The organism is Spirosoma aerolatum, from assembly GCF_002056795.1.
GTDB classification, from domain to species: domain Bacteria; phylum Bacteroidota; class Bacteroidia; order Cytophagales; family Spirosomataceae; genus Spirosoma; species Spirosoma aerolatum.
This window is the reverse complement of sequence record NZ_CP020104.1, coordinates 2,444,109-2,467,932: the sequence shown is the minus strand read 5'-3', so window position 1 is coordinate 2,467,932 and position 23,824 is coordinate 2,444,109. Positions and strand designations below refer to the sequence as shown.

Annotated in this window: 18 protein-coding genes; 9 read left to right on the top strand and 9 right to left on the bottom strand. The window is 49.8% G+C overall.

Annotated features, from left to right (window positions below):
• Position 1: 1 nt before the first annotated feature.
• The 3 genes from B5M13_RS09885 to B5M13_RS09870 are packed head-to-tail and all read left to right on the top strand — an operon-like array spanning position 2 to position 3,679.
• A complete protein-coding gene (locus tag B5M13_RS09885) occupies positions 2-1,258 on the top strand; it encodes a spinster family MFS transporter (RefSeq protein ID WP_080055521.1) in 1,257 nt (418 codons plus the stop codon).
• Entirely contained in the window at positions 1,255-2,910 is a 1,656-nt protein-coding gene (locus B5M13_RS33870; protein ID WP_218919487.1) for an SMP-30/gluconolactonase/LRE family protein, read from the top strand. Before B5M13_RS09885 ends, B5M13_RS33870 begins: the two co-directional genes overlap by 4 nt.
• Before the next feature lie 25 nt (positions 2,911-2,935).
• Complete coding sequence (locus B5M13_RS09870; RefSeq protein WP_080055520.1) at positions 2,936-3,679, top strand: RraA family protein; 744 nt, start codon at positions 2,936-2,938, stop codon at positions 3,677-3,679.
• Positions 3,680-3,895: 216 nt separating this feature from the next.
• Here the strand turns inward: B5M13_RS09870 and B5M13_RS33390 are convergent, their stop codons facing one another.
• Complete coding sequence (locus B5M13_RS33390) at positions 3,896-4,045, bottom strand: hypothetical protein (RefSeq protein ID WP_155297224.1); 150 nt, start codon at positions 4,043-4,045, stop codon at positions 3,896-3,898.
• Complete coding sequence (locus B5M13_RS09865; protein WP_170061113.1) at positions 4,046-6,088, bottom strand: tetratricopeptide repeat-containing sensor histidine kinase; 2,043 nt, start codon at positions 6,086-6,088, stop codon at positions 4,046-4,048.
• 268 nt (positions 6,089-6,356) lie between these two features.
• Between B5M13_RS09865 and B5M13_RS09860 the strand changes: the two genes are divergently transcribed.
• From B5M13_RS09860 to B5M13_RS09845, 4 genes are all read left to right on the top strand, one after another.
• Entirely contained in the window at positions 6,357-7,466 is a 1,110-nt protein-coding gene (locus B5M13_RS09860) for an alcohol dehydrogenase catalytic domain-containing protein (RefSeq protein ID WP_080059866.1), read from the top strand.
• Entirely contained in the window at positions 7,466-8,257 is a 792-nt protein-coding gene (locus B5M13_RS09855; RefSeq protein ID WP_080055518.1) for an alpha/beta hydrolase, read from the top strand. The genes B5M13_RS09860 and B5M13_RS09855 overlap by 1 nt, the downstream gene beginning before the upstream one ends.
• A gap of 133 nt (positions 8,258-8,390) precedes the next feature.
• The gene (locus tag B5M13_RS09850; RefSeq protein WP_080055517.1) at positions 8,391-9,623 is read left to right on the top strand and encodes a DegT/DnrJ/EryC1/StrS family aminotransferase; all 1,233 of its coding nucleotides are present in this window, start codon (positions 8,391-8,393) and stop codon (positions 9,621-9,623) included.
• Positions 9,624-9,653: 30 nt separating this feature from the next.
• Positions 9,654-12,017 (top strand): hypothetical protein, encoded by a 2,364-nt coding sequence (locus B5M13_RS09845; protein WP_080055516.1) that lies wholly within the window; start codon positions 9,654-9,656, stop codon positions 12,015-12,017.
• A gap of 182 nt (positions 12,018-12,199) precedes the next feature.
• Here the strand turns inward: B5M13_RS09845 and B5M13_RS09840 are convergent, their stop codons facing one another.
• The 5 genes from B5M13_RS09840 to B5M13_RS09820 form a co-directional block, all read right to left on the bottom strand.
• Positions 12,200-14,269, bottom strand: a complete 2,070-nt coding sequence (locus B5M13_RS09840; RefSeq protein ID WP_080055515.1) for a caspase family protein — start codon at positions 14,267-14,269, stop codon at positions 12,200-12,202.
• 101 nt (positions 14,270-14,370) lie between these two features.
• Positions 14,371-16,482: a CHAT domain-containing protein gene (locus tag B5M13_RS09835; RefSeq protein ID WP_080055514.1), complete on the bottom strand. Its 2,112-nt coding sequence runs from the start codon at positions 16,480-16,482 to the stop codon at positions 14,371-14,373.
• A 28-nt stretch (positions 16,483-16,510) separates the two neighbouring features.
• Complete coding sequence (locus B5M13_RS09830) at positions 16,511-17,398, bottom strand: IS3 family transposase (RefSeq protein ID WP_012931202.1); 888 nt, start codon at positions 17,396-17,398, stop codon at positions 16,511-16,513.
• A gap of 5 nt (positions 17,399-17,403) precedes the next feature.
• The gene (locus B5M13_RS09825) at positions 17,404-17,715 is read right to left on the bottom strand and encodes a transposase (protein WP_012931201.1); all 312 of its coding nucleotides are present in this window, start codon (positions 17,713-17,715) and stop codon (positions 17,404-17,406) included.
• Complete coding sequence (locus B5M13_RS09820; RefSeq protein WP_080055513.1) at positions 17,648-19,321, bottom strand: tetratricopeptide repeat protein; 1,674 nt, start codon at positions 19,319-19,321, stop codon at positions 17,648-17,650. The genes B5M13_RS09825 and B5M13_RS09820 overlap by 68 nt, the downstream gene beginning before the upstream one ends.
• Before the next feature lie 66 nt (positions 19,322-19,387).
• On the opposite strand from B5M13_RS09820, the gene B5M13_RS09815 reads away from it, so the two are divergent.
• Positions 19,388-22,171, top strand: coding sequence for a CHAT domain-containing tetratricopeptide repeat protein (locus tag B5M13_RS09815; RefSeq protein ID WP_170061112.1), 2,784 nt, complete (start codon positions 19,388-19,390; stop codon positions 22,169-22,171).
• Here B5M13_RS09815 and B5M13_RS09810 read toward each other — a convergent pair.
• Positions 22,168-22,863 (bottom strand): hypothetical protein, encoded by a 696-nt coding sequence (locus tag B5M13_RS09810; RefSeq protein WP_080055511.1) that lies wholly within the window; start codon positions 22,861-22,863, stop codon positions 22,168-22,170. The genes B5M13_RS09815 and B5M13_RS09810 overlap by 4 nt on opposite strands.
• Before the next feature lie 6 nt (positions 22,864-22,869).
• Positions 22,870-23,415 (bottom strand): RNA polymerase sigma factor, encoded by a 546-nt coding sequence (locus tag B5M13_RS09805; protein WP_170061111.1) that lies wholly within the window; start codon positions 23,413-23,415, stop codon positions 22,870-22,872.
• Between the two features lie 190 nt (positions 23,416-23,605).
• Here B5M13_RS09805 and B5M13_RS09800 point away from each other — a divergent pair, with 190 nt between their 5' ends.
• Positions 23,606-23,800, top strand: a complete 195-nt coding sequence (locus B5M13_RS09800; protein WP_080055509.1) for a hypothetical protein — start codon at positions 23,606-23,608, stop codon at positions 23,798-23,800.
• Positions 23,801-23,824: the final 24 nt, after the last annotated feature.

The following is a 23,824-nucleotide window of genomic DNA, read 5'->3' as shown; positions in this document are numbered from 1 at the left end:
GATGGTTGAATCACCACCTTCGATTACCCAAAAACCGACTGGATTCCGATGGGAGTTACTGGCCCTGCTCTGGCTGGCGTTCTTTCTGAATCAGGCCGACCGACAGATTTTCAGCGTCGTATTGCCTCTCATTCGGAAAGACCTCGGCCTGACCGATGCCGAACTGGGCCTGATTGCCTCTGCACTGGTCTGGACCTATGGCCTGCTGGTGCCCATTGCAGGATTCATCGGTGATCGGTTTTCCCGCCGGAATATTCTGGGTTTCTGTCTGCTGTTCTGGTCGTGCGCTACGTTGATGACCGGTTTTTGCTCTAGTGTCCTGCAATTCATTGTATTGCGGGGAGTGGCAACGGGGGGCGGAGAGGCTTTTTACGCCCCCTCAGCCAACGCGCTGCTGGGTGAGACGTATAAAGAAAGCCGTTCGTTTGCCCTTTCCATTCACCAGACGGCTGTTTACTTTGGCATTATCCTGAGTGGCCTTATTGCCGGATACATTGGCGAACAGTACGGTTGGCAGAAGGCATTTTATGTATTTGGTAGTTTGGGCGTTGTGCTGGCATTCGTCTTTTTCAGTCGTATCCCCAGAGACTCGGTGAAAGCTACCGTTGAAACCCGCCAGCCGATACTCGCTGAAATGGGTGAAACGGCTCGTATCGTGATTCGTAAGCCAACGGTGATTATGCTTACGCTGGGCTTTGGTTGCATGGTGTTTGTCAACGTTGGCTACCTGACCTGGATGCCGTCGTTTCTGGTCGATAAGTTCGGCATGAGCCTAACCGATGCCGGGTTTTCGTCGCTCTTCTATCATCACCTCGGTGCCTTTTTGGGTGTATTGTCGGGTGCCAGAATCGCAGATCACTATGCCAAAGTCAATCCCCGAAGCCGACTCGTCGTGCAGGCACTGGGCTTATTGCTTGGTGCTCCATTCATCTACGGTATCAGCATGAGCGACACGCCGATACTTACTTATATAGCGCTGTTTTTGTTTGGTATTTTCCGAGGCTGGTACGACTCCAATATTGTTGCCTCGCTTTACGAAGTGGTGCCGCCCAAAATCCGATCGTCGGCTTATGGCCTGATGCTGGCCTGTGCTTTTCTGATTGGCTCTATTGCACCTTATCTGCTGGGCGTTCTGAAACCGACACTGGGCCTGACAATTGGCCTGGCCAGTCTGTCGGGTGTGTATGTGCTGGGAAGCCTGTTCCTCTGGGCTGGGGCCTTCCTGTTTTTTGACCGAGACAAAGAAGCAGTCCTATGAACCGACGCCATTTTATCGCGCAGTCAACCTTACTCAGTAGCCTGATGATGAACAACCTAACACACGCTTCATCCACAAAATCGGATTTACTGGCTATCCCGAATTTACTGTGCCTTTGGGATTTTGCTGGAAAGCAACCCCTGCGTTCCAAAGGCAAATACCCGTATCTATTGCAGGAGCCTACCGGGCCGATTTCGATGCTTAACGAAGGTGTTTTATCGGATCGTTCGCTCGACATTCGGGAACACGAATACCTGACCATTCCCCGCGCTGATTGTCCCGGCCTGAATATTCGCGGCAAACAGGCGCAGGTAACTGTGCTGGCCTGGGTGAAACGGCAGGTCAAAAGCCGGGACAATGCCGAGTGCGAAGCCATTGCCGGAATGTGGAACGAAACCCAGAAAAAAAGGCAGTACTGTCTGTTTCTGAATATCCGGTTACACGATAGCAAAAGTCAGGTCTGCGGACACATTTCGGGCGTAGGCGGCCCTACGCCCGGCGAAAAATGGTGTGTCGATGTATCAATTGGACAAACGCCGGTTCGGTACGATGAGTGGACATTCGTCGCCATGACCTACGACGGTCATTTTATTAAATCGTACCGCAATGGCCAGTTCGACGCCCGTACCGACCGCAACCCATACCCCTACGACGAAGGCATTTTCGATGGCGGGGAAGATGGGGCCGACTTTACGGTTGGGGCTGTTCATCGGTTAGGGGCCATCGGCAACGATTTCGTCGGGCAACTCGGTGGGTTAGCCGTGTTCGACCGGGCGTTGTCAGCCGATGAAATTGCCGGGATTCACGCGCATCATCCACTCCCCGGCTCATCGTCAGTTGCCAGCATAGCCACCGGGCTCAACTTCCCCGAAGGACCTGCTTTTGCCGCTGATGGTAGCCTATGGGCGGTTGAGCTGAAAGGCGAATGTCTGGTTCAGTACAAAAATGGGAAATTAAAACGCTACCATGTAGGCGGAGGCCCCAATGGCATTGCCATCGACAAACAAGGGCACGTCTGGTTTTGTGATTCCGCACAGCGAGCCATCCGTCGGTTTGATCCCATGGCCGAGACAACAGAAACGATCCTGGACAAACTGGACGGTGAACCCCTCAACAAGCCTAACGACCTGGCCTTCGATGCCATGGGCAATCTGCTGTTTACCTGTCCCGGCGATTCGCGTCAGGAACCTACGGGTTACGCAGTCGTTCGGATGCAGGATGGCACCGTAAAGAAATTTACAGCCGACAAATACTTCCCTAACGGACTAGCATTCGGCGCCGACGGCAAAACACTAGTACTAGCCGAAACCTACAAACATCGACTCTGGAAAGGCGAGTGGAACCCTAACACCGGCGAATGGACGAATGCGACTGTCTGGGCAACCGTTGAAGGGCCACAAGGGCCGGGCGGTCCCGACGGTATGGCATTTGGCGACGATGGCAATCTGTACGTTGCGGTGTATGGTACAGGCTACATCCACGTCATTGCTCCCGAAGGGAAGGTTATTCGTAAACTAAATACAGTCGGCCAAAACCCAACCAACTGTGCCTTCGATCCAACTGGCAAACTCGGCCTAGTTGTTACCGAAGCCGAAAAAGGGCACTTGAAAACCAGAGCGACAAACACCAAAGGAGTCACATTATTCAATTGATTATAAACTAGCTAAACGAAAAATCATGAGTGTCGATCAGTATAAGAAAGAAGTCGGATTGATGAATCTGGAGAAGTTGATCGAAAAGCGTGAAAGCGTTTCCGACACCACGTTCCCCATCCCGGAAAAAGAATTGCTAGAGCGTTTTGAACAACTTTACACGGGGGCCGTCAACGACGTCATGCGAGAGTTCTGTCTGTTGAATCAGGCATTGCCTGGCCATATTCTGCCCCTACGCGAGTATCGAACGGTGGCAGGGTTTGCCTATACCGTAAAAAGTGCTCCCAATGCCATGATTCGGGGGGAGATGGAATTCCGCACCCAAATGCTCGAAGGGATGCACGAGGATGCCTTTGTGGTTTGGGATACGACCAGCGATACTAAAGCAACACTTTGGGGAGGGGTTATGACGGCCACCGCCAAAGGCAAAAAAGTAAAAGCGGCCTGTATCGACGGAGGCATTCGGGATACGCACCAGATTCTGGAGGCCGATTTTCCGGTGTTCTACAAATACCGGATTTCGAATGGGAGTCTGGGCCGCTGCCTGATTACGCACTATCAGGTCACGATTCAGATTGGCGATGTGACCATCAAGCCGGGTGATGTTATACTGGGCGATATTGACGGCGTACTGGTGGTTCCGCGTGACATCGCTTATTCCGTATTGATGCGGGCCGAGGAAATCATTGCCAACGAGAAGATGATTTTCAACTGGGTTCACGAAGGTCAGTCAATCCACGAAATCACCGAGAAAGGCGGTTATTTCTAAACAAACGTTAAGGAATATTCGCTACTCTATGCCTTTCAACATAATGAATAATCCAGGCAGAGCCCAACTTTATGGGAACGGAGTGACACATCAGCAATAGTAAAACTAGCCATAACTTGTGTTTTGTATCCTTACTACTCAACACAAGTTATGGCGAATCGCACTTTTCCTACCTTTAGTTTCCGGTCACGATGCCCGAGATGTCGGTCTATAAAATTAGTTCGTTTGCATCGGGAAGGGTGGCTCCGACGAATTCCTTTCGCCAAACTGTACTCCTGTCAGCGATGCCGTAAACACTTTTTTACCATTTCCTTTGCCTCTTCCCAAACCGAAGCTGAGTAAACTTTCCGGCAATATGTAATTCATTCAGGCAGGTACTTCGATCCCAATGCAGGCTCCATTACCGGGCGAACTTTCCAGTTTATACCTGCCTTTTAAGGTTTCGACACGAGCGGTGATGTTCCGCATCCCAATGCCATTGGCTTGTGATGTAGGCGAAAAGCCCACGCCATTATCACGTACGGTTAAACGGATCTTTTTGGGCTGTTGCTCCAGGTCAATACGAACCTGATTGGCCTGCGAATGCTTAATGCTGTTGTTGACCAGTTCGAGAGCGATGTAGTATAACTCCGATTCAATTTTTGCCGTTGCCCGCTTTTCTGTCCCGCTGATGTTCAACAGAAATTGCATGCTGGGATTGAAATTGAGTTTATCCGTCAATTTCTGTAAGGCAGAAGCCAGGCCATGCGTCTGCAATTCGGTAGGCAGCAGGTTATGCGAGATCAACCGAACATCCGAGTACACATCTTCGAGCATCTGCACCATGCCCTCGTGCATAACCCGATCCTCCTCACTATACTCCGCCACGTCCCAGGCCTCCATCCGCCAGCGTAACGCTGCCAGTTTGGTATTGAGGTTGTCATGCAATTCGGAGGCTACCCGCTTTCGTTCAATGTATTGCCCTTTGAACAAGGCGTCTTCGATTTCCTGATTCTTTATGACTAACTCCTCGTTTTTGGATTTCAACTTCCGGTTCGACCAAAAGATCAAGCCAGCCAAAAGGGTAGTCAGTACTGAAATCGCGATCAGAAAATTACGAGCCTGGGTCAATTTATCGTTGGTTAGTGTTTGTAGATTTAGTTGGGCCTGTTGCCGCTGCTTATCAAATGTATAATTCATGGCCGAAGCGGTGGCTTTCTGAACCGATTCTCGGTTGAGCAGTGAGTCTGAATCCGCTTTGTATTTTTTATAATGCAGCAATGCCTTATCCAACTGACCGATTCCTTCGTAAGCCTGGGCCAGAATCGAATGGTATTCTGACGTTTCGGCCAGTAACGGCGGATCAGACTCATCAGCCCATGTCAACCCTTCGGTGGCATACGTAACAGCCCGCTGGTACTGGTGCTGAGCCAGGTAAATCTTCGCATAATTGATTTGAACCAGATGATCCAGGAAATCGTCTGATTCGGTCACATCCTGAAACAACTTATCGCCCAGCTGGGTATAGGTTAAGGCTTTATCGAATTGCTTCTGTTTGATATATACCCTACCCATTCGAAGGTAGGTTTTGGGTAGCCAGTAGGCGGCCTTCGTCGCTTTATGGATGGCTACAGCTTTTGCCAAAACCCCTAAAGCGGCATCGTAATGGCCCTGTTTTTCGAGTATTTCGGCCCGTTGATTCAATAAGAAAGCCTCCAGCACCTTATCGTTTCGCTGTTTAGCAACCCGTTCGGCCTCGTCGAATGTTGTCAACGCTTCCTGATACAACCCTAGCGCAGCATAGGCTACACCAAGGTTCGGCAATGTTGATCGAAGAGCCGCCAGGTCATTGGCTTCTTCCTGAAGCTGACGAGCTTTTAGAAAAAACGCAATGGCCTTGCTGAAATTCCCGGTCCGGGCGAAGAACTGCGCTTTTTCGCCATATACCGTACCCTGCCACGACTTCTCTCCCAGTTCGGTAAAGATTCTCTGCGCTTTATCGAAAAGGGGCATAATTTCCCGCTGGCGAGTCAGGTTGGTTTCCAGCAACTGCGCTTTGCGGATGTAGGCTACCGCTTCCATATGCCGGTCTCTCAACTTAGCGGCTATCTGCAGAACGGTATCAATCTGTGTAAATCCGCCGTCAAAATCGACCATTCGGTCAGCTTCAATACGCACCAATTGCAGTCGGGCTTTCCCTTCGCCGGGTAAAAAAGCAAGTTGTTTGGCCAGCTTTGCCGATTGGCTACAGTACAAAACCGCCAGCGAATCATTCCCGCTAAGCCAGTAGGTGTATCCCAGTTCATACAATACCCGTACCCGCAACGTATCGGGCCGGGCAGTTCGGAGTTGCTTTAGCAACGAATCAGTCGATTGCGCCTGAAGGTTCAGCGTAAATCCCAGAAAAAACAGCAGTAAACGGTTCGTCACAACGGTCGGAATAGTCAGATCAACGGAAAGGTTTGTGGATATTTTTTGCCGTAAGCTTAGGCACAGGCGTGGCAACAAGTTACTCATAAAGGCTCAATAAATAGCGAGCGTTCTGGCCAGACATTTTCCGAATCAATACGGCCACCTGACAACATGAACTTTCTACCTGGAACGAGAATTGAAAGCAGTATCAACCCGGTTATTCTTTCTTTATAAACCGGGAAAGGCCGATTTTTACCTCCTTTACCAGCTAGTCCCCCCTTCACCTATGACTGAATGCAAAGCCGCCATCGCTGATGGAAACGGTAGCTACTCCATCGAACCCATTTCAATTGCCGACCCACAGGGCGACGAAGTGCTCATACAAATCAAAGCGGCTGGCATCTGCCACACCGACTGGGATTCTCAATCCTGGGCCAAACCACTGGTTATGGGCCATGAAGGAGCTGGCGTAGTGGTCAAAACGGGTAGTCAGGTACGCAGCTTACAACCCGGCGATCCGGTCATGCTGAACTGGGCCATACCGTGTTATGAATGTTTCCAGTGTCAGGAAGGCAATCAGCATATCTGTGAGCGAAATTCAGCCGTAACAGCAGGCAATAAAGTGAGTGGTGGCCACGCTACGCTTGCGTCGACGCAGTATAAAGGTATGCCCATTGAACGTGCCTTTGGCCTGGGCACTATGGCCGAATACGCGCTGGTTCGCGAAGCCGCTTGTGTAAAGATTCAGGTCGAGATGCCCTTTGCATCAGCGGCCATTGTAGGCTGTGGTGTTATGACAGGCTATGGCTCGGTAGTCAATGCAGCCCAGGTCAAACCCGGCCGTTCGGTTGTGGTGCTAGGTACTGGAGGAGTTGGCCTCAATGTGATTCAGGGAGCCCGTATTGCCGGAGCCAACCCGATCATTGCCATCGATGTGAACCCATTACGGCTCGAAATGGCCCGTGTCTATGGCGCTACCGATACGGTCTTGGCCGATAAAGCCGACGAAGGGCTAGCTCAGGCAGCGTTGCAGGTCAAATCCATGACCAATGGGCGCGGGGCCGATTATGCCTTTGAATGCACGGCCATTCCGGCCTTAGGGGCTGCTCCCCTGGCTATGGTTCGTAATGCGGGGGTAGCCGTTCAAGTCAGCGGTATCGAGCAGGAAATCAAGATCGACATGAATCTGTTTGAGTGGGACAAGCTCTATATCAATCCTTTATACGGAAAATGCCGTCCCCGAATCGACTTCCCCATTTTACAGCATCTATACGCCAAAGGTGATTTATTACTCGATCAGATGGTGACCCGAACCTATCCATTGACGGATTTGCATCAGGCTTTTGCCGATATGCACGCGGGCAAAAATGCCAAAGGCGTTATTGTATTCAACTAATGAGCCGTTTTTTTACCACCGAGTTGGCCGAACAGACCGGATTGCAATTGATTACCGTCAAAAGCAATGCCCTGAAACGCCGAGCCGACCTGACCGTTTTTCAGCCGAAAGGCTCTGAACACAGCCTGAATATTCCCGTTGTTATTCTGCTGCATGGCGTATATGGTAGTCATTGGGCCTGGACAGCCAAAGGCGCTGTTCATCGAACCGCTCAGGTGCTGATCGATCAGGGAGTTATCAAACCTATGTTGCTGGTGATGCCATCGGACGGCCTTTTTGGCGATGGGTCAGGCTATGTACCGCATCGGCAGGAAGATTACGAAGCCTGGGTTATCGACGATGTAATTGGTGTTATCCGAGAACAGTTTGCTACGGTAAGCACAGCCTCTCAATTGTTCATTACGGGTTTATCGATGGGTGGTTTCGGGGCACTCCGGCTGGGAGCTAAATACCCGCATCTGTTCAGTGCCTTCAGCGGTCTGTCGTCCATTACGCATTTCACGCAACTGAGTCAGTTTGTCCAGGATTTTTCGGCCTTACAAGAGGCAGCTATCGAGCAGGATGGCGTTCTGGACTGGATGCTGACGCATAAAACAAGCCTCCCTCCTTTCCGGTTCGACTGCGGTACTGACGATAATCTGATTGATGCCAACCGGGCGTTACACCAGCAACTCCTTGCTCACCAGATACCGCATACCTACGACGAATTTACAGGCGGCCACTCCTGGGATTATTGGCAGGAACACATCGGCCAAACCCTACGCTTTTTTAATCAACACAGTAGTAATTGAGTGATTGGCGATTGAGTGAAAAACCAGTCTGCGCCAGCAATTCACTCAATCACTCAATCAAATATTCTCCCCCCGAATAGTCAGAAAGAGGCTTTATGGCGTATTATGACCGAAGTCGTCTGCCCGATACGCCATGAGTCAATCAGAAATAGCCCCCAAACTAGCCATCCATAACGGTGAAAAGAGTATCACCACAACCTTTCCCTGGCCCATATATGATGAGCAGGACGTTCAGGCTGTGGCCGATATAGTACGATCTGGCCAATGGGGAAATCCTGATTGCGCCGGGGCTGTAGCCGAGTTTGAGCAGCAATTTGCCGCCTATTGTGGTACAAAATACGCTATCAGCTGTGTAAACGGGTCGGTATCACTTCGACTGGCGCTGATGGCCTGCGGAGTCCGTCCGGGCGATGAGGTGATTGTTCCGCCCTACACGTTCATTGCGACAGCCTCCGTGGTATTGGAGGCTAATTGTGTACCCGTTTTTGTGGATATCCATCCCGATACCTATAACCTCGACCCAGCCGCTATTGAGGCCGCCATCACAGAACGAACCAAAGCCATCATACCCGTTCATTTTGCGGGCCTTCCCTGCGATATGGATGCCATTCTGGACATTGCCCGTCAACATAAGCTGCGAGTCATTGAAGATGCCGCCCACGGCCACGGAGCTGAATACAAGGGCCGGAAACTAGGTTCCATTGGCGACGCAGGCAGTTTTAGTTTTCAATCGTCCAAAAACCTGACATCGGGCGAAGGGGGCATGGTAATCACCAACGATGATGCCCTGTATGAAACCATGAACTCCCTGCGGAACGTGGGGAGGCTTCCGTCGGGGCAATGGTATGATCATTTCAATCCGGGCTGTAATTACCGAATTACCCAGCTACAGGCAGTTTTGCTGAGCGAGCAGTTAAAGCGGCTGGAGAAACAAACGCATCTCCGCAACGAAAACGGACTATATCTCGACAGTCTACTAACCGATATAGCGGGTATTACGCCACTGAGCCGAGGTCCGATCGACATCCTTCATGCCTATCATCTTTATATTTTCCGGTACGACAAATCCAGATTTAACCAGACCTCCAAACAGGAATTCGTAAAGATGCTGGTGGCTGAAGGCCTACCCTGCTCGTCGGGCTACCCACATCCGTTATATAAACAGCCTGTTTTTCAGAATAAGAACTGGATGTGTTATGCCATCCCTGATTCAGTCGACTATTCGCAGACGTACTGCCCGGTTGCCGAACGAGCCTGTGCCGATGAGGCCGTCTGGATTTTTCAGCAGGCCATGCTGGGCGACCGAACCGATATGGAATCGTTTGCTGAGGCTATTCGAAAAGTTCAGCGTGCCCTTAATCAATAAGTTATTTCCTATTCCTACCCTTACTCACTTATGAACCCGACTGTTATTTATAGTTGGCTACGCTCCGTTCTCCTGCTGGTCCTCACAGGCTTCGGCCCACTCTACGCTCAATCCACTTCGTTGCAGCGAGCGGTGGTACTGGTATCGCCATCTATATCGTTGCCAATGCGTGAGACGGCCCCGCAGATGCTTCGGGAAGAAATCGCCAAACGGACTGGGATTACGCTCCCATCGCGCTCTGGCTGGCCTTCTAACACGGTACGTATCGCTCTGGTCCTTACTGGCGATAAAGACCTGTTTGGCCATCCTGTTCCGACCAATACCGAACCCAATCGGCCAGAGGCACAGCCGGAAGGATTTCGTATTGTCAGTGAAACCGGCCCAACCGGGACTACACTGTGGGTTATCGGAGCCGATAGTCGGGGGATTCTGTTTGGAACGGGATGGCTGTTACGCAACCTGCAAATGCGTTCCAAACAGCTTGACTTGACCCTCCCCGTCAACATCGCTACGGCACCAGCTTATCCAATTCGGGGGCATCAACTGGGGTATCGAACAACCGCCAATTCCTACGATGCCTGGACCGTTGCTCAGTTTGACCAGTACATTCGGGAACTGGCTATTTTCGGCACGAATGCGATTGAAGGTATCCCGTTTCACGAAGACGAAAATCCTAGCCCCCATTTTAAAGTTCCTGCCGCAGAGATGCGAATACGGATGAGTGAAATCTGCCAGAAATACGATCTGGATTACTGGGTCTGGACACCAGCCACCTTTCCACTGACCGACGCAGCCAAACGCAGTGCCGAGCTAGACCTGCACGAAACCTTCTACCGGGCCTGCCCCCGGCTCGATCACATTTTCGTACCCGGTGGCGATCCCGGCGACAACCATCCCAAAGAGGTAATGCCGTTCCTGAAAGACCTACATACGCGGCTCATCAAATACCATCCGAAGGCCAAAGTCTGGCTGTCGCTGCAAGGTTTCAGCGTTGAACAGGTCGATTATTTTTATAGCTATCTGGCTCAGTACAAACCCGATTGGCTCGCAGGAGTTGTGTATGGCCCCAGCAGCCCTTCGCTATCGGAAACCCGCTATCGACTTCCTCAACAGTACCAGATTCGGCAATACCCCGACATCACGCATACTATTCGCTGTGAATTCCCCGTCGCCCGTTGGGACCAGGCTTATGCCCTGACGCTAGGTCGCGAAGCCACTAACCCCCGACCGTATTTCTATGCCAGCATACAGGCAGCGATGGCGCCCTTTACCAACGGGTTCGTTTCTTATTCCGACGGTTGCCACGACGATGTGAACAAAGTCATCTGGAGTATGCGCGGTTGGGAGCCCGATCGCTCTGTTCACGAGATTCTGGAGGAATACGGACGTTTCTTCTTTAAACCCGAACTGGCCGCTCCTGTTGCGGATGGTATTGGCGCTCTTGAACATAACTGGCAAGGGTCGTTAGCCGAAAATGGTGGAGTCGAAGCCACGTTTACGTTCTGGAAGCAACTGGAATCGGCTAATCCTGAGTTGGCTACGAACTGGCGCTGGCAGCTTTTTCTTCTCCGCGCCTATTACGATACCTACACCCGTCGACGGCTGCTTTATGAACAAGCGCTCGAACAGAAAGCCAATACCCAACTGGCGCTGGCGGATAAAATCGGGGCCGAGACGGCCATGAATCAGGCACTTGCGCTGGTGAACCAGGCTGATACTAAGCCGATTTCATCAGAATTACGTCAGAAAATTGAAACCTTATGCGCTGATCTGTTTACGTCGATCGGCCTTCAAACCAGCGTTCCGAAGTATAAAGCCAAAGGGTACGAACGAGGCTGTTTGCTCGATTTTGTCGATTACCCCCTGAATAACCGCTGGTGGCTGGCGGATGAATTCCCCAAAGTAAAGGCCATGAAAACACCGGATGAACAACTGGCTCGTCTGACGTTCATCGCCCATTGGGAATCACCCGGCAAAGGCAGTTTTTACGATGATGTATCCAGTATCAGCAAAGGCCCTCGCATTAAAACGATTTCTGACGATGCTACGGATATTGCCTGGTGGCAAAATGGGTCTAGCCGGGCCAGACTTTCCTCGCAAACATTTCAACGCTGCCCCGCCCTCGACTATATGAATCTTGACCCAGGGTCGCGCTACATCATTCGGGTTGTTGGATTTGGCGAAGCCCTGCTACGGGTCGATGGCCAGCGTCTGGAGCCTACCGTCTATAATCGGGAAGCAGACACGGTAAAAGAATGGATTGTGCCTTTGTGGGCTACGCAGGATGGTCGTATCAGCGTCACGTTCGACCAGCCCGAAGAATCACACTTGAACTGGCGACAGAACTCCCGCATTTCCGACATCTGGCTCCTCAAAGAAAGCCCGAAAGAGTAATCTACCAGAGCCAATTACCCTATTTTCATTTCTGCTAAATTACTTCTCTCCGTCAGCTCTCTGCTTTTAACAAACTGATGGAAAGAAGTAAATTAGCAGAATCCATTCTAGTGTGATATTACGGAATGCTTTCATGCTTGGCTTAGCCTGAAAAGCGTCGCTTTATCAAGAAAAGACAACGTTTATGGCTTTGCTGGAATTATCAGGAATGGATAGCTAAACGAGCCGATGGTCGTTTCGGGAAAACTGTCTTCGCTTGTTCCTCCCCGAGCTAATAGCTGAGCCATTCCAAAAGCCTTTGCCCATACATGCGTTATCCCTTTATCCCTTAAACCGCCACCCTGTTCACGAATTTTTATGAGGTTACGCAAGTCAAATTTTTCGAGGGAGGCCAGCAGTTTAAACGTTTCATTTCCATAAGGCGGAGAAATTTTTACCCGACTGGGAATAATCAGGCTTTTCCCTGGCTCAATCCGATAGTCGTCGGGTTTATCGTCCGATTTAGGCCTTGGAAACATAACAGACACAATACCATCGGGCTGTATGTCAATAATCGAAAAGTAAACCGGTAAATCGCCCGTATTGGAAATACGCACCGAAACCCAACCTGGAGGTAAAGCTAGGATACCGTTTTGAAGAAAGGGCTCCCGGCTGGTGGTGTCGTAAGCATTCTGGCTTTGGGGTTTGTTCGGCAGTAACTCCATTCGGAGGTTGATGCCCAGATAAGATGGGTTAAAGTTTTGTAGAAACTTCGCCTGCACATAATCCTGAACTCGGAGACTGACCTTCTCTGCGTCTGCTGGCTTATCCAGCCAGATAGGGTTGCCAAACACCGCTCCATCAGAAGTACGCCGAATCACGACCCGGGGCATACCAGCCGAGTCGCGCTGACAGACCAGTAGTTCAGGGACCTTCTGGTCAAATTTCACCAATGGCAATTTCGTCAGTACGCCTTGTACCTGTTGCCGTAAGGCGGGCTGCTTCAGACTATCGAGACTTATCAGCACACTAAGATCCCCAAAGGTTCGTTCCCGAATGAAAACCCAGTATTCGCTTTCGAGTCCTTTAGGCAGGGGCTTCGATAGGTTAATTGTGGTCTTAAATAGTGTACTCGCTGCTACGGTTCCAGAAATAGCCTTTGTTGTATTAGCTGGATCTGTAGTTCCAGACGGACAGACACTGACTGTTGTTCCCGGATAAATCATTTCCAGCTGCCCCGCCGGTATTATTAACTGTTGCCGGGTTTCAGCCAGTTCACTAATCGTATAGTAAGGTAATTGAGGTACCGCCTGTCCTCCAAACAACTGCCGATCTACCATGCCTTCAATTTCCGGATGCTGGCTTTTCCCCATCCGCTGCAATTCTGTTACAATGCGGTTAAACAAAAAGCGGTACGTCTCCCCCGAACGAATACCAGTCATTGATCGCGAAAACGCATACGAAAGCGATCCAGCCGGAAGGTTTGCAGGTGTGACACACTCCTGATTTGCTTCATCGGCTCTGGCTGCTGAAATGACCACATAGGGAGCCATGCCTGTCTGGCTGGCGGTTAAAGAAGCGATATCCGCTAAAAACGGACGTGGCCGATTCGAAACATGTTTGGCTGTTCGTTTTTGGTAGCCAGACAAATGCATGGGCTTATCTGTTCCTCTCGTTAACGACATACCCGCATTGCCCCGGGTTATAGTACCCGAATGGCAGGCATCCGCAAGCAGCAGCACATCCCCGTCAGCGCCTAGTTTCGTGCGAAGCCGATTAATAAACGAACCCAGTTCATCATCACGGAGGTGTTGATCTCCGTTATAGGTTTTGAAGTTGCCAGTCGCTTCGATAGGTGCGCCATAGCACACAATGGCTTCGTCGTAGGCATCCAGTTCATCCTTGTTGTCATCATCTATTTGCTGCCCATGGCTCGAAAAATGGATCACCACAATATCGCCTTTTTTACACCGGCTGATCAACGTATCCAAGGCAGCCTGTATTCCTCTTTTAGTAGCGGCTGCATCACGCAGAACAATGATATCGGTAAAGTTTTGTCTTCGCAGCGACTCCCGGATAAGCGGCACATCGTTAGCCGAACTAATATCTTGCCATTCGGTGGCCCCCCGGTTTTTGTTGGTTTTATTTGGGTAATCCCCAATAGCAACAATAAGCGCACGTTTAGTTTGCGCATAACCAGGCGTAATGGGCAACAGCAACATTGCCAAAAAGCCCCAGATAGTACTCAAAATAAGTTGACGCAGAATAAACATAGAAGGAGAGGAACTTAGGTTAAACAAGTATTTAGCTGGTTATCCCGAAAACCAAGCAAAAAGTAACAGGGGAACTTAATTGTTCCGTAGTATCTCATCCATTACTCAACCAACACAAAAGCCGCCCACTTGAAAGGCTCCTTTGGATACTTCAGTCGCATCTGACTTTGGGCATAGGCATAGGCATCCGGCACCGACCCTTTGACTAATAACCGCTTATAAAGCAAGGTCATGTATTCGGCTGTTTCTTTGTCGGATACCCGCCACAGGCTCATTAGCAGATAACGCGCACCGGCCATTTTTACTGCCCGTTGTAGTCCATACACACCCTCGCTACCCTTTACCTGCCCCAGTCCCGTTTCGCAGGCACTCAGCACCACCAGTTCTGTGCCACTCAGATTCAGATTGGACAACTCATAGGCTGTCAGAATACCATCGTCAACGCCCTCAATTGGAGTCCCCCCTTTCCAGACGTAGTTAGCCCCAGCCATCACCAGACCCGACCTCAATAACGGATTCTCCGAAGCCTGAAAGCGATTGCGTTCATCATTGACGATGGCTAATCCATCGGTTTTAGATTTGGGCAGATCAGGAAAGAAGAAACCGTGGGTAGCGATATGCAGGATTTTCGGTGAATGGCCTGATAACGCTTTGACACTACCTTCGGTGGCGGCTTTACCCGTCAGAAGCGTTGTATTGGAAGGCGGAATTATCTTGCTCAAATTATCGACCTCGGCTTGGGTACCAGGCAGGTAACCCCAGCTACCGGATCGAGTCGCTTCACGTAAGGCTAATCGATGTTGCACCTCTTTCAGTCGTTTCTGACGAACCAATCCCAGGCTATCAGCCTCGTAAGTAATGCCGCCATAGAGACTGGCATTAAGCGTATTTTTTGCCAGCTGATGTTCCGTTTGGGTTGAGCGAAGGGCCACCAAACGAGTACTCCCCATCTGCCGAATCTGAAAGCGGTCGGCCATGTGCTGGCTGGTATCGGCCGGATTGGGCAAAGCTGCCAGCGCAATTTGGTGCAGTCGTCCTGCCGGGGAGACATAGACGGTTTTCACATCCTGTAAAAGAGAATCAAGGGGTTGCCAGATTAATTTCGATAGTGCCAGACCACGCGCTAATTGATCATTATTTCCTTCGGCTTCCCCACCCCGGTAGAGTCCATTAATTTGAGTAGGAGACGCGACTCCGGCGATCAGTAGCGTGTCTAACTGCCGTTGCTCACCAAGGAAGATAAATCTAGGCTGCGTATAGCCTGGGCGCAATACTAAAGCTGCATAGAGTGTACTATCGGTCCAACGCTTGTGGAAGTATGGGAATGATACAAACTCAATTGCAGTTTCGTCGGGTTTGAGGGCCTGCTGGACCTGTTCCCACTCAATGCGCAGAGCGGTGAAGGCTTGACGGTATTCAGGTAACATTCGAAGTAAGGCCTGTTGTATATCTTGAGACTGTTGCTCTATCGGAGTGACTTTATCTAGGCCGGCATTATTGTTATAAAGTTGAAGAAGTTGGTAACGTAGAGCTCGCTGGCGAGTAGCCAGGGCTTGCACGAGTGTATCGGAGCTGGTTTGCAGGAGCCGTTCCAGTTGTTGGTAGGCTAGCAGCCCTGCCCCCTTATCGAGCAACGTCTGGTTGTAAGTCATACTGGCCAGTTGGGGGTCTTTTGTCCAGTAAGCAATTGAATAGCCAAACTCAGCATTATTGTACCTACGCTGATATTGACCTAGAGTCGACTCGTCAAGAATGCTTATGTCGTCCAACACATGCTGGCGGTATATAGCAGCAGTCTGTGTAATCAGCGGAGCAATAGTCATGGGGCGATTCAGGGCCTGATACAACCCGGTCAGATTGTTAAGGCTTTGGGCATAGTCAGGATGGGTTTTGCCTAATACTTGTTCCTGAACAGAGAGAGCCTGCTGGTAGTAGAGCAAGGCCTGATCATACCGACTCATCGACTTGTACAAAACCCCTAGATTGTTGAGGGTTTGGGCATAATCAGGGTGGATTTTGCCCAAAACTTGTTCCCGCATGGAGAGAGCCTGCTGGAAGTAAGTCAAGGCATCCTCGTACCGACCCATCGATAAATACAGAGCCCCTATATTGCTGAGACTGTTGGCATAGTCAGGATGGGTTTTGCCTAAGACTTGTTCCTGAATAGAGATAGCCCGTTGGCTATAGGTCAATGCATCCTCGTACCGCCCCATTAACGTATACAAATGTCTTAGCCCCCTATTAACTGGACAGATTTTCTGAAAAGATTGTGTCAAAAACTAACTCTGCTTCCTCCCACTTTTGCTGCGGTGTAATAAAACCGATCGAACGGTGCAATCGATGATGGTTGTAATGGGAAAAATAACGCCCTAACATTTCTTTGGCCTCATAGTAGCTGGCAAACTCATTTCGCTCAATCACATCATGTTCTAGAATACTGTGAAAAGCTTCAATGTACGAGTTCTCTTCAGGGGTGGCTACGTGCGTGAATTCCTGCTTGATCTCTGAGCTTTTCAAAAAGTTACGCACTGAATGAGCAATGAATTGACTGCCATTATCATTGCGCAAAATGACCCCTTTCAGTTCATGACTCCGATTTATTCGTCGAAAAAGATTGATCAAGTCGATTTGGCGAATACTGCCTTGGAATAGCCAATCCAGAATTTTGCGGCTATACACATCAATGACGCTCAACAGATAGTAATTCCGTCGTTCCCCTTGTACCCAGACGTACTTGATATCCCAACATAGGTATTCTAAGGGCTTGGTAGCTACAATTCGTCTGAATTTAACGAACTCCCGCTTACCTGTCGGCCGGAACACTTTGCCCAGAAGTAAATTATGCTCCTGCATGAGCCGATATACCTTTTTTTTATTAATCAAGTACTCTTTTTTCAACTCGTGGGTGATGTATTCGTAGCCAAGGGCATTGAACTCAACATCCAGCAGTTGCCGAATACTGAGCACGACCAGTTGATTGTCCACCCACGATCCATCCAGTTTCATGGTTACCTGGCTGGGCTTTGCCCCAGGCCTACCTGATTGAGGTTGGTAATAAGACACGCTCCGAGGCACGCTAAGCCACTGGCATAACAGGGTACGACTTACTTGATGTTCGAACTGCTTCATTAGTGCTAGTTTCTCCGAGGTTGAATAGTCGTTTTTTTTAGCAGTTCGCTTTTGATCTCCAGTTCCAAAGCTTGTTTTGCTACAATCCGCTTCAGGCGATCATTTTCTTCTTCCAGCACTCGAAGCTGGGGATCGACGCGTGCATAGGAATCTTTGAGGCCTTCTTTGCCTTTGCTTAAATATTTCAATCGCCATTTGCGCAGCAATGAAGGGGATAGATTGTATTTGCGACAGGTGTCAGCATGGCCGTCACGGATTGCTTCCTGGACGATGGAATAGCGGTCTTCGGGAGTAAAACTCCGCCTTAGTTTGCTCATGGTATCTGAATGTAAAAGGACTAAACTGTTTTTGCAATTTTGTCCAGCCATTCAGGGGGTTAAGACACAAAACCGCTAGATTGTTGAGACTGTTGGCATAGTCAGGGTGGGTTTTGCCCAAGACTTCTTCCTGAATAGAGATGGCCTGTTGGAAGTAGGATAAGGCCTGGTCATACCGACCCATTGATAAATACAATAAGGCTAGCTTGTTGAGGCTTTGGGCATAGTCTGGATGGGTTTTGCCTAAGACTTGTTCCTGAATAGAGATAGCCCGTTGGTAGTAGAGCAAGGCCTGGTCATACCGACTCATCGCCTTATACAAAGCCCCAAGATTACTGAGGCTTTGGACGTAGTCAGGGTGAGTTTTGCCCAAGGTTTGTTCATAAATACCCAATGCCTGCTGGTAGTGGGTCGATGCATCATTATATTGACCCATTGCAAAATATACTCCGGCTAGGGTGCATAGGCCTTGAGCATAGTCAGGGTGAGTTTTGCCTAGGACTTGTTCCCGGATGGAGAGAGCTTGCTGATAGTGAAATAAGGCATCCTCATACCGACCTATCACTAAATACAACCCGGCTAGGCTGTTGAGACTGTTGGCATAGTCAGGATGGGTTTTTCCCAAGACTTGTTCCTGCATGGAAAGGGCCTTTTTATAAAAGGGTAAGGCTTGCTCATGCCGACCCATTAACGAATGCAAAACCCCCAGATTGTTGAGGCTTTTAGCATAATCAGGGTTGGGGTTTCCCAAAACTTGTTCCCATATGGAGAGAGCTTGCTGGAAGTATGACAAGGCATCCTCATACCGGCCAATCGACTTGTATAAAGCCCCCATATTGTTGAGAGTGATGGCATAGTTTTTATCTTTTGTATTAACAGCATCACCGTATATGTTGAGAAACTGGCTGTAAACGAATAAGGCGGGGCCAAACTTCCCCTGCTTTTCAAACCCTTGAGCTACTAAATTCATTTGCTGAAGATAAACTATTCGTAAGTTGGCATAGAGGGGGTGGTCTTTTGATAATACCAGCTCCCGCTCCAGCAAATATGAGACAACGATGGTATGGCCGTAGCCGGCAGCCAGAGCCATTGGGTTTCCTTTCCCTACATTTAAATCAGCACCTCGCTTGACCAAATAGTTTAACACTGCCAAATGCCCATTAGCAGCGGCCCACTCCACTGGGGTCCAGCCGTCGTTCTTCCTGGTTTCGGGGTTATACTCTGGCTCATTGACAGGCAGTTTCAGCGTTTCCAGTAAGTAGCGCAGTAAGGCAAGCTTATTAAGTCCGGCAGCAAGACCAGTGAGGTTACCATAATAGGTACTAGTATCGGCACGAATCACACCCCGGCATTCGGTTTTGGCTCCGCGTTGCATCAATAATTTTACGACAGTGGTGTCGGCTTTATAGCAGGCCCACATCAGGGGAGTAGCTCCTAAGGAGTCAGTAGCATTGGGGTTGGCTCCAGCTTTGAGAGCGGCCTGCACGCCAGCAGGATTGTTCTGGCGAATGGCCGTTAGCAAACGTGAGTCAATCTGAGCCTGGGCCTGCAAGGGCATCAACAGGAAAAGCAGCCAAAGTCGGCGTGAAAGGTAACGTGTTAGCATATAGCCGATAAATTTCTTTCATATTCGCTAACTTAGATGAAAAGTAACACCAACGCCATTATTTTTTTGATACGCTCACAACCCCATCCCTATATCCAGACATGGCTCCTGTTTTGGGTCATCCTGTCAGGCGCCTTCAGCTCACGAGCACAGTCGGCAGAGGAGCTTCAGAAGCAGGGCAACAAAATCTATCTGGATAAGCCCGCTAATGCCCTTCAACTTTTTGAAAAGGCGTATCGTATGGCTCTTCAGCGCGGTCAAATTAATTTAGCAGCCAATATTCTTGCCGACAAAGCAACTGTTTATTACGTAAGAGACGACTACCACCAGGCTACCACTATATGCCGCTCGGGGCTTCAGTTAAGCCCGCTGGCTGATAGCACTCGTTTCAAGCTTTGGGCCAGCCTGGGTGAAATGTATCACCGACGTGACCGCCCCGACTCTCTGACCTGGTTCTGGCAACGGGCCGAAACACTTCTGACCACCCAACCACGCATTGAACAGGAAACCCTTGCCTATGTAGCCGCTTTCTGGGGAAATCGTGGCACCACGTTTATGGAACAGGGTGATTATCGACAGGCAGAGCGATGCTACCAGAAACGATTGCTGCTGGGCCGCTTGCAAGACCCGATCAACTTAGCCATTGCCGAAAATCAGTTTGCTCTTTTTTATCGACAGATTGGACAACTCGCTCGGGCCGACTCGCTGTATCTGGCTTCCATCCGGCATTATACTCGTCCCGACCTGATACGAGGAGGGCTATTGCTGGGTCTGATCGAATGCCGACTACACCAACTACGAACCGATTCGGTGTTACGGCTTGAGCGGGAAGCCAGACAATATATACCCAAAAAAGGAACGGATGGCATTGAACTGGCAGCTTACCTCGACCAATCCCTGGGTAAGTATTGGGAGCAAAAAAGGAAACTGGCGCTGGCAAAACACTTCTTTGTGCAATCATTGGCAAAAGGCCAACGCCTTGGGCCATCGAACCGATTGCTTTGGCGAGGACTCCTGGCAATGAGTCGTATTGCCCAGCAACAGAACGACATAACTGGCGCCCTGGCTTTCGTCCAAAAATCCATCCAGCAGGCCAGTATTCGATTTCGAAGTTCCGATCTACGTCAGAATCCAACTCCTACTGATTTCCTGAATGGACCAGACTTATTTGAGTCGTTATGCTGGAAAGCTCATTTGCTACAATTAGTACCTGACCAAGGGAGTAATTTAGCGCTTGCCAATCAAACCTATGAACGGGCTTTTGCCTTAAGTGACCTGTTACAACGAGCTTACAGCACTGAACTAACGAAGTTACTTGTACAGGAAAAACTCCGACCGGCTTATCGTGAAGCTGTCGCAGTTGCCTTCGCCTGCTATCGGCAACAACCTAATAAAACGACACTGGCAACCTTACTCCACCGACAGGAACAAGGCAACGCATCCGTATTACGTGAACTGGTCGGCGATCGACAAACTTCTTACCTTCAACTACCTAAACACCTGGCAGAGCAGCTACAACAGGCTAAAAAGCGTTTGTCCACAGCCAAAACAACCTGGGCTGAACACAATCCAAAGACGGCTCAGGGGTCCATTAATACCGAACTGATCAACGCTGAGTTAGCCTGGAATCGAACGTACCAGCAACTACTCCCCTACGATCGTTACAAACAGCTTGAACCGGATAAAATAAAGTTCCTACAAAATCACCTTGACTCGCAAACCGCCTTGCTTCAGTATACCCTCACCCCCGATTCACTACTCCTGACAGTTGTGAAGGCGAACGGGGTTCATGTACTAATGTTACCGATTACAAGCCCAGAACTACATCGAGACTGTAGCCTGCTCCGAAATGAAGTATATCGCAATCCAGATCCATTTCAATATACAGGTCAGAAGCTAGCTCAATCATTGTTCAACCGCTTAATCGGCCCTGCCTGGGGTGAATTGCAAGGGAGTAAGCGATTGATTATTGTGCGTGATGGGCCTCTACATTATATACCCTTCGAAGTGCTGGAAACAGGTCAGTACGTCAATGATTACTTGCTCCGGCACATGGCAATTACCTATACCTACTCGATGCACAGTGTGATCGATAAGTATGGAGCACTGCCGACCAACAAACCATCGGTATTGAGTATGGCCCCTTTTGCTGCCCCAAGAACGCTCCGGACGGCCGATCAGCAGGACGTTTATGATCCGTTACCAAAATCAGACATTGAAGCCGACCTATTATCTGGAACGCACTCAACGGCGGGTAATGCCAGTAAACATACATTTATAGCCCTATTGCCAAAGCGTCAATTACTGCACTTAGCAACGCATGCAGAAGCCAATGACAATGACCCAGGAAATTCGTTCATCGCTTTTTTTCCTGATGGGGCGTCGCACCGGCTTTATGCGCATGAGTTAAATTTATTCGACCTACGACACATTCGGCTGGCAGTACTCAGTGCCTGTCGAACTGGCAATGGTCTATTCCATGAGGGCGAAGGTCTACTGAGCCTAAGTCGGGCGTTTGTTTCTGCTGGTTGCCCACAGGTCATCACCTCTCTTTGGAATGCGCATGATGGAACTACGGCTACTTTAACACGATTATTTTACCATGAACTTGCACAAGGAAAGCCAACCGACATTGCCCTTCAACAGGCTAAACTTCAGTTTTTAGCTGCACAAACAGAGGGAGGTGCCTATAGCCCACCTCATTTCTGGGCTCACTTGTTGCTGATGGGCAATCCGCAACCTGTTTACCCAAAGCCGTTGAACTGGTCCTGGATTTGGGGAATTGGCGTGGCAGGTATAGTACTAGCCCTATTTACGTATATACATATCCGTCAGAAACGATATCGCTAGTCGATTAACTTCTGCCAGCGAATTTGCCACCATACTTTCAATCGGTCGGTTAAGTGAATAGGATATACAGGTGCCCCCGCCTGATCGAGTAGCAGAAGTGTAGCTTCGGCATTATCGGGTTGGTTATTGAGTAGGTAGGCGTTTATCAGGTGCCATTGTACAGCCTGGCGAAAATAAGGCCGTAAGCTGTCAACCCGCGCCAGACTCTCAAGGTTCGTGATCGCCATGTCGGGCTGGCCATTCGCTAAAAATGCCTGAGCATCAAAAAAATCCCGATAAAACGTTCGCTGCTGTGGGGTCATTACTGTCTCTTGCCCAGTATCGTCTAAATCGCGATAGCGTTGAGTCAGCATCACATCGTCACGGTAGGTTTGAAGATCAACCCGGTCGAAAGTCAGGTAAGTTATCCCCAATCCAATCACAATCAATCCCGCTGCTACTACTCGCCCCAGGCGCAATCGGCGGAATAGCCGTCCCTGAGCCAGCTCCTGCCGAATGGCTTTACGAACTGTATAGTCCAAACTTAGGTCTCTTAGCGCTCGGTCTGCTGTTTGTAATCGTAAAGCCGTCTGGCGGAATTGAGCATCCGTAGCCAGTTCCTGTTCAAAAACAAGTCGTTCATCGGTCGATAATTTATTCTGGTAATAGGCTTCAATCCATTCCCATTGCTGTAGTTGATCGGTTGGTCGCATAACAGGTTATTGTTTTTTCGTTCTTAGTATTTCCTCAAGCCGCAACATGCAGCGGAACTTTCGCATTTTGGTAGCATCCATAGAGATACCGATCCGCCTGGCAATCTCATCCAGCGTATACCCTTCCCAATAAAACAGGCGAAGCAACTGCTGACACGCCTGACCTAGTTGGGCAAACGTTTCTTCCAGACTTGAAAGCCGATAATGTTCAGGAGGCACCTCATCGGCAATTGATTCGCTAAGGTCCGTTAATGCTATCGTAGAGCGTTTATGCAGGGTTTTTAACCATTTGTTCCGCACTACGGCGGTCAGATAGGCATCTAATGGCGTATCAGGCCGAACCTCATAACGTCCCGATTTCATCTGCTGCCACACGGCCAGTACCGTATCCTGAACAAGGTCATCAACATCAGAACGGGCTCCACTATTACCCATCACAATGCGCAGCGCAATGGTTTTTACCCGACGAGTCAGCAGGCGGGTAGCGGCTTCAAGTCGGCGTGGTTCCTCAGAGCAGAGGTCTTCGTACAAGGTTAGATCTTGGCTAGTCATGCAGGAGCGGATCAGGCTTTCACACTCATATTCCGCAATAGCCGGGGAAAGTAACATTTTTTTCGAGCAGGCTGTGATTTTTTTCTCTGCCAGGGCATACACTTCTGAAACCCTGCTTCGAAAGCTTTGATGCGGACGTCCCGGAGCCGGTTTTCATCAACCATAAATACCCCGCAAACGGGTGAACGATATGCAAAAACAACCCAAAGCTACGGCTATGGTCAGGTTGGGCATGTTCGGCTTGGTGATGATGCTGGCGATGAGTAGCTGTGAATCGGTTACGGTTGAGCCCGTACCGCTGAAAACACAGCCCACTGTCCGCACAACTGTTGCCGATGATGATCCACCCCAAAAGCCAACCCGCCCTCCTGGGGTAGATGAGTAGCAGCAAACCAGTCGCCACGTTACG

What these genes read in the sequence shown, in the direction of transcription:
- B5M13_RS33870 (WP_218919487.1), top strand. Translation starts at nt 1,255, where the DNA reads ATGAACCGACGCCATTTTATCGCGCAGTCAACCTTACTCAGTAGCCTG.
- B5M13_RS09825 (WP_012931201.1), bottom strand. Translation starts at nt 17,715, where the DNA reads ATGAGCAAACTAAGGCGGAGTTTTACTCCCGAAGACCGCTATTCCATC.
- B5M13_RS09885 (WP_080055521.1), top strand. Translation starts at nt 2, where the DNA reads ATGGTTGAATCACCACCTTCGATTACCCAAAAACCGACTGGATTCCGA.
- B5M13_RS09855 (WP_080055518.1), top strand. Translation starts at nt 7,466, where the DNA reads ATGAGCCGTTTTTTTACCACCGAGTTGGCCGAACAGACCGGATTGCAA.
- B5M13_RS09860 (WP_080059866.1), top strand. Translation starts at nt 6,357, where the DNA reads ATGACTGAATGCAAAGCCGCCATCGCTGATGGAAACGGTAGCTACTCC.
- B5M13_RS09810 (WP_080055511.1), bottom strand. Translation starts at nt 22,863, where the DNA reads ATGCGACCAACCGATCAACTACAGCAATGGGAATGGATTGAAGCCTAT.
- B5M13_RS09840 (WP_080055515.1), bottom strand. Translation starts at nt 14,269, where the DNA reads ATGTTTATTCTGCGTCAACTTATTTTGAGTACTATCTGGGGCTTTTTG.
- B5M13_RS09830 (WP_012931202.1), bottom strand. Translation starts at nt 17,398, where the DNA reads ATGAAGCAGTTCGAACATCAAGTAAGTCGTACCCTGTTATGCCAGTGG.
- B5M13_RS09800 (WP_080055509.1), top strand. Translation starts at nt 23,606, where the DNA reads ATGCAAAAACAACCCAAAGCTACGGCTATGGTCAGGTTGGGCATGTTC.
- B5M13_RS09870 (WP_080055520.1), top strand. Translation starts at nt 2,936, where the DNA reads ATGAGTGTCGATCAGTATAAGAAAGAAGTCGGATTGATGAATCTGGAG.
- B5M13_RS09845 (WP_080055516.1), top strand. Translation starts at nt 9,654, where the DNA reads ATGAACCCGACTGTTATTTATAGTTGGCTACGCTCCGTTCTCCTGCTG.
- B5M13_RS09805 (WP_170061111.1), bottom strand. Translation starts at nt 23,415, where the DNA reads ATGACTAGCCAAGATCTAACCTTGTACGAAGACCTCTGCTCTGAGGAA.
- B5M13_RS09820 (WP_080055513.1), bottom strand. Translation starts at nt 19,321, where the DNA reads ATGCTAACACGTTACCTTTCACGCCGACTTTGGCTGCTTTTCCTGTTG.
- B5M13_RS33390 (WP_155297224.1), bottom strand. Translation starts at nt 4,045, where the DNA reads ATGAATTACATATTGCCGGAAAGTTTACTCAGCTTCGGTTTGGGAAGA.
- B5M13_RS09850 (WP_080055517.1), top strand. Translation starts at nt 8,391, where the DNA reads ATGAGTCAATCAGAAATAGCCCCCAAACTAGCCATCCATAACGGTGAA.
- B5M13_RS09835 (WP_080055514.1), bottom strand. Translation starts at nt 16,482, where the DNA reads ATGGGGCGGTACGAGGATGCATTGACCTATAGCCAACGGGCTATCTCT.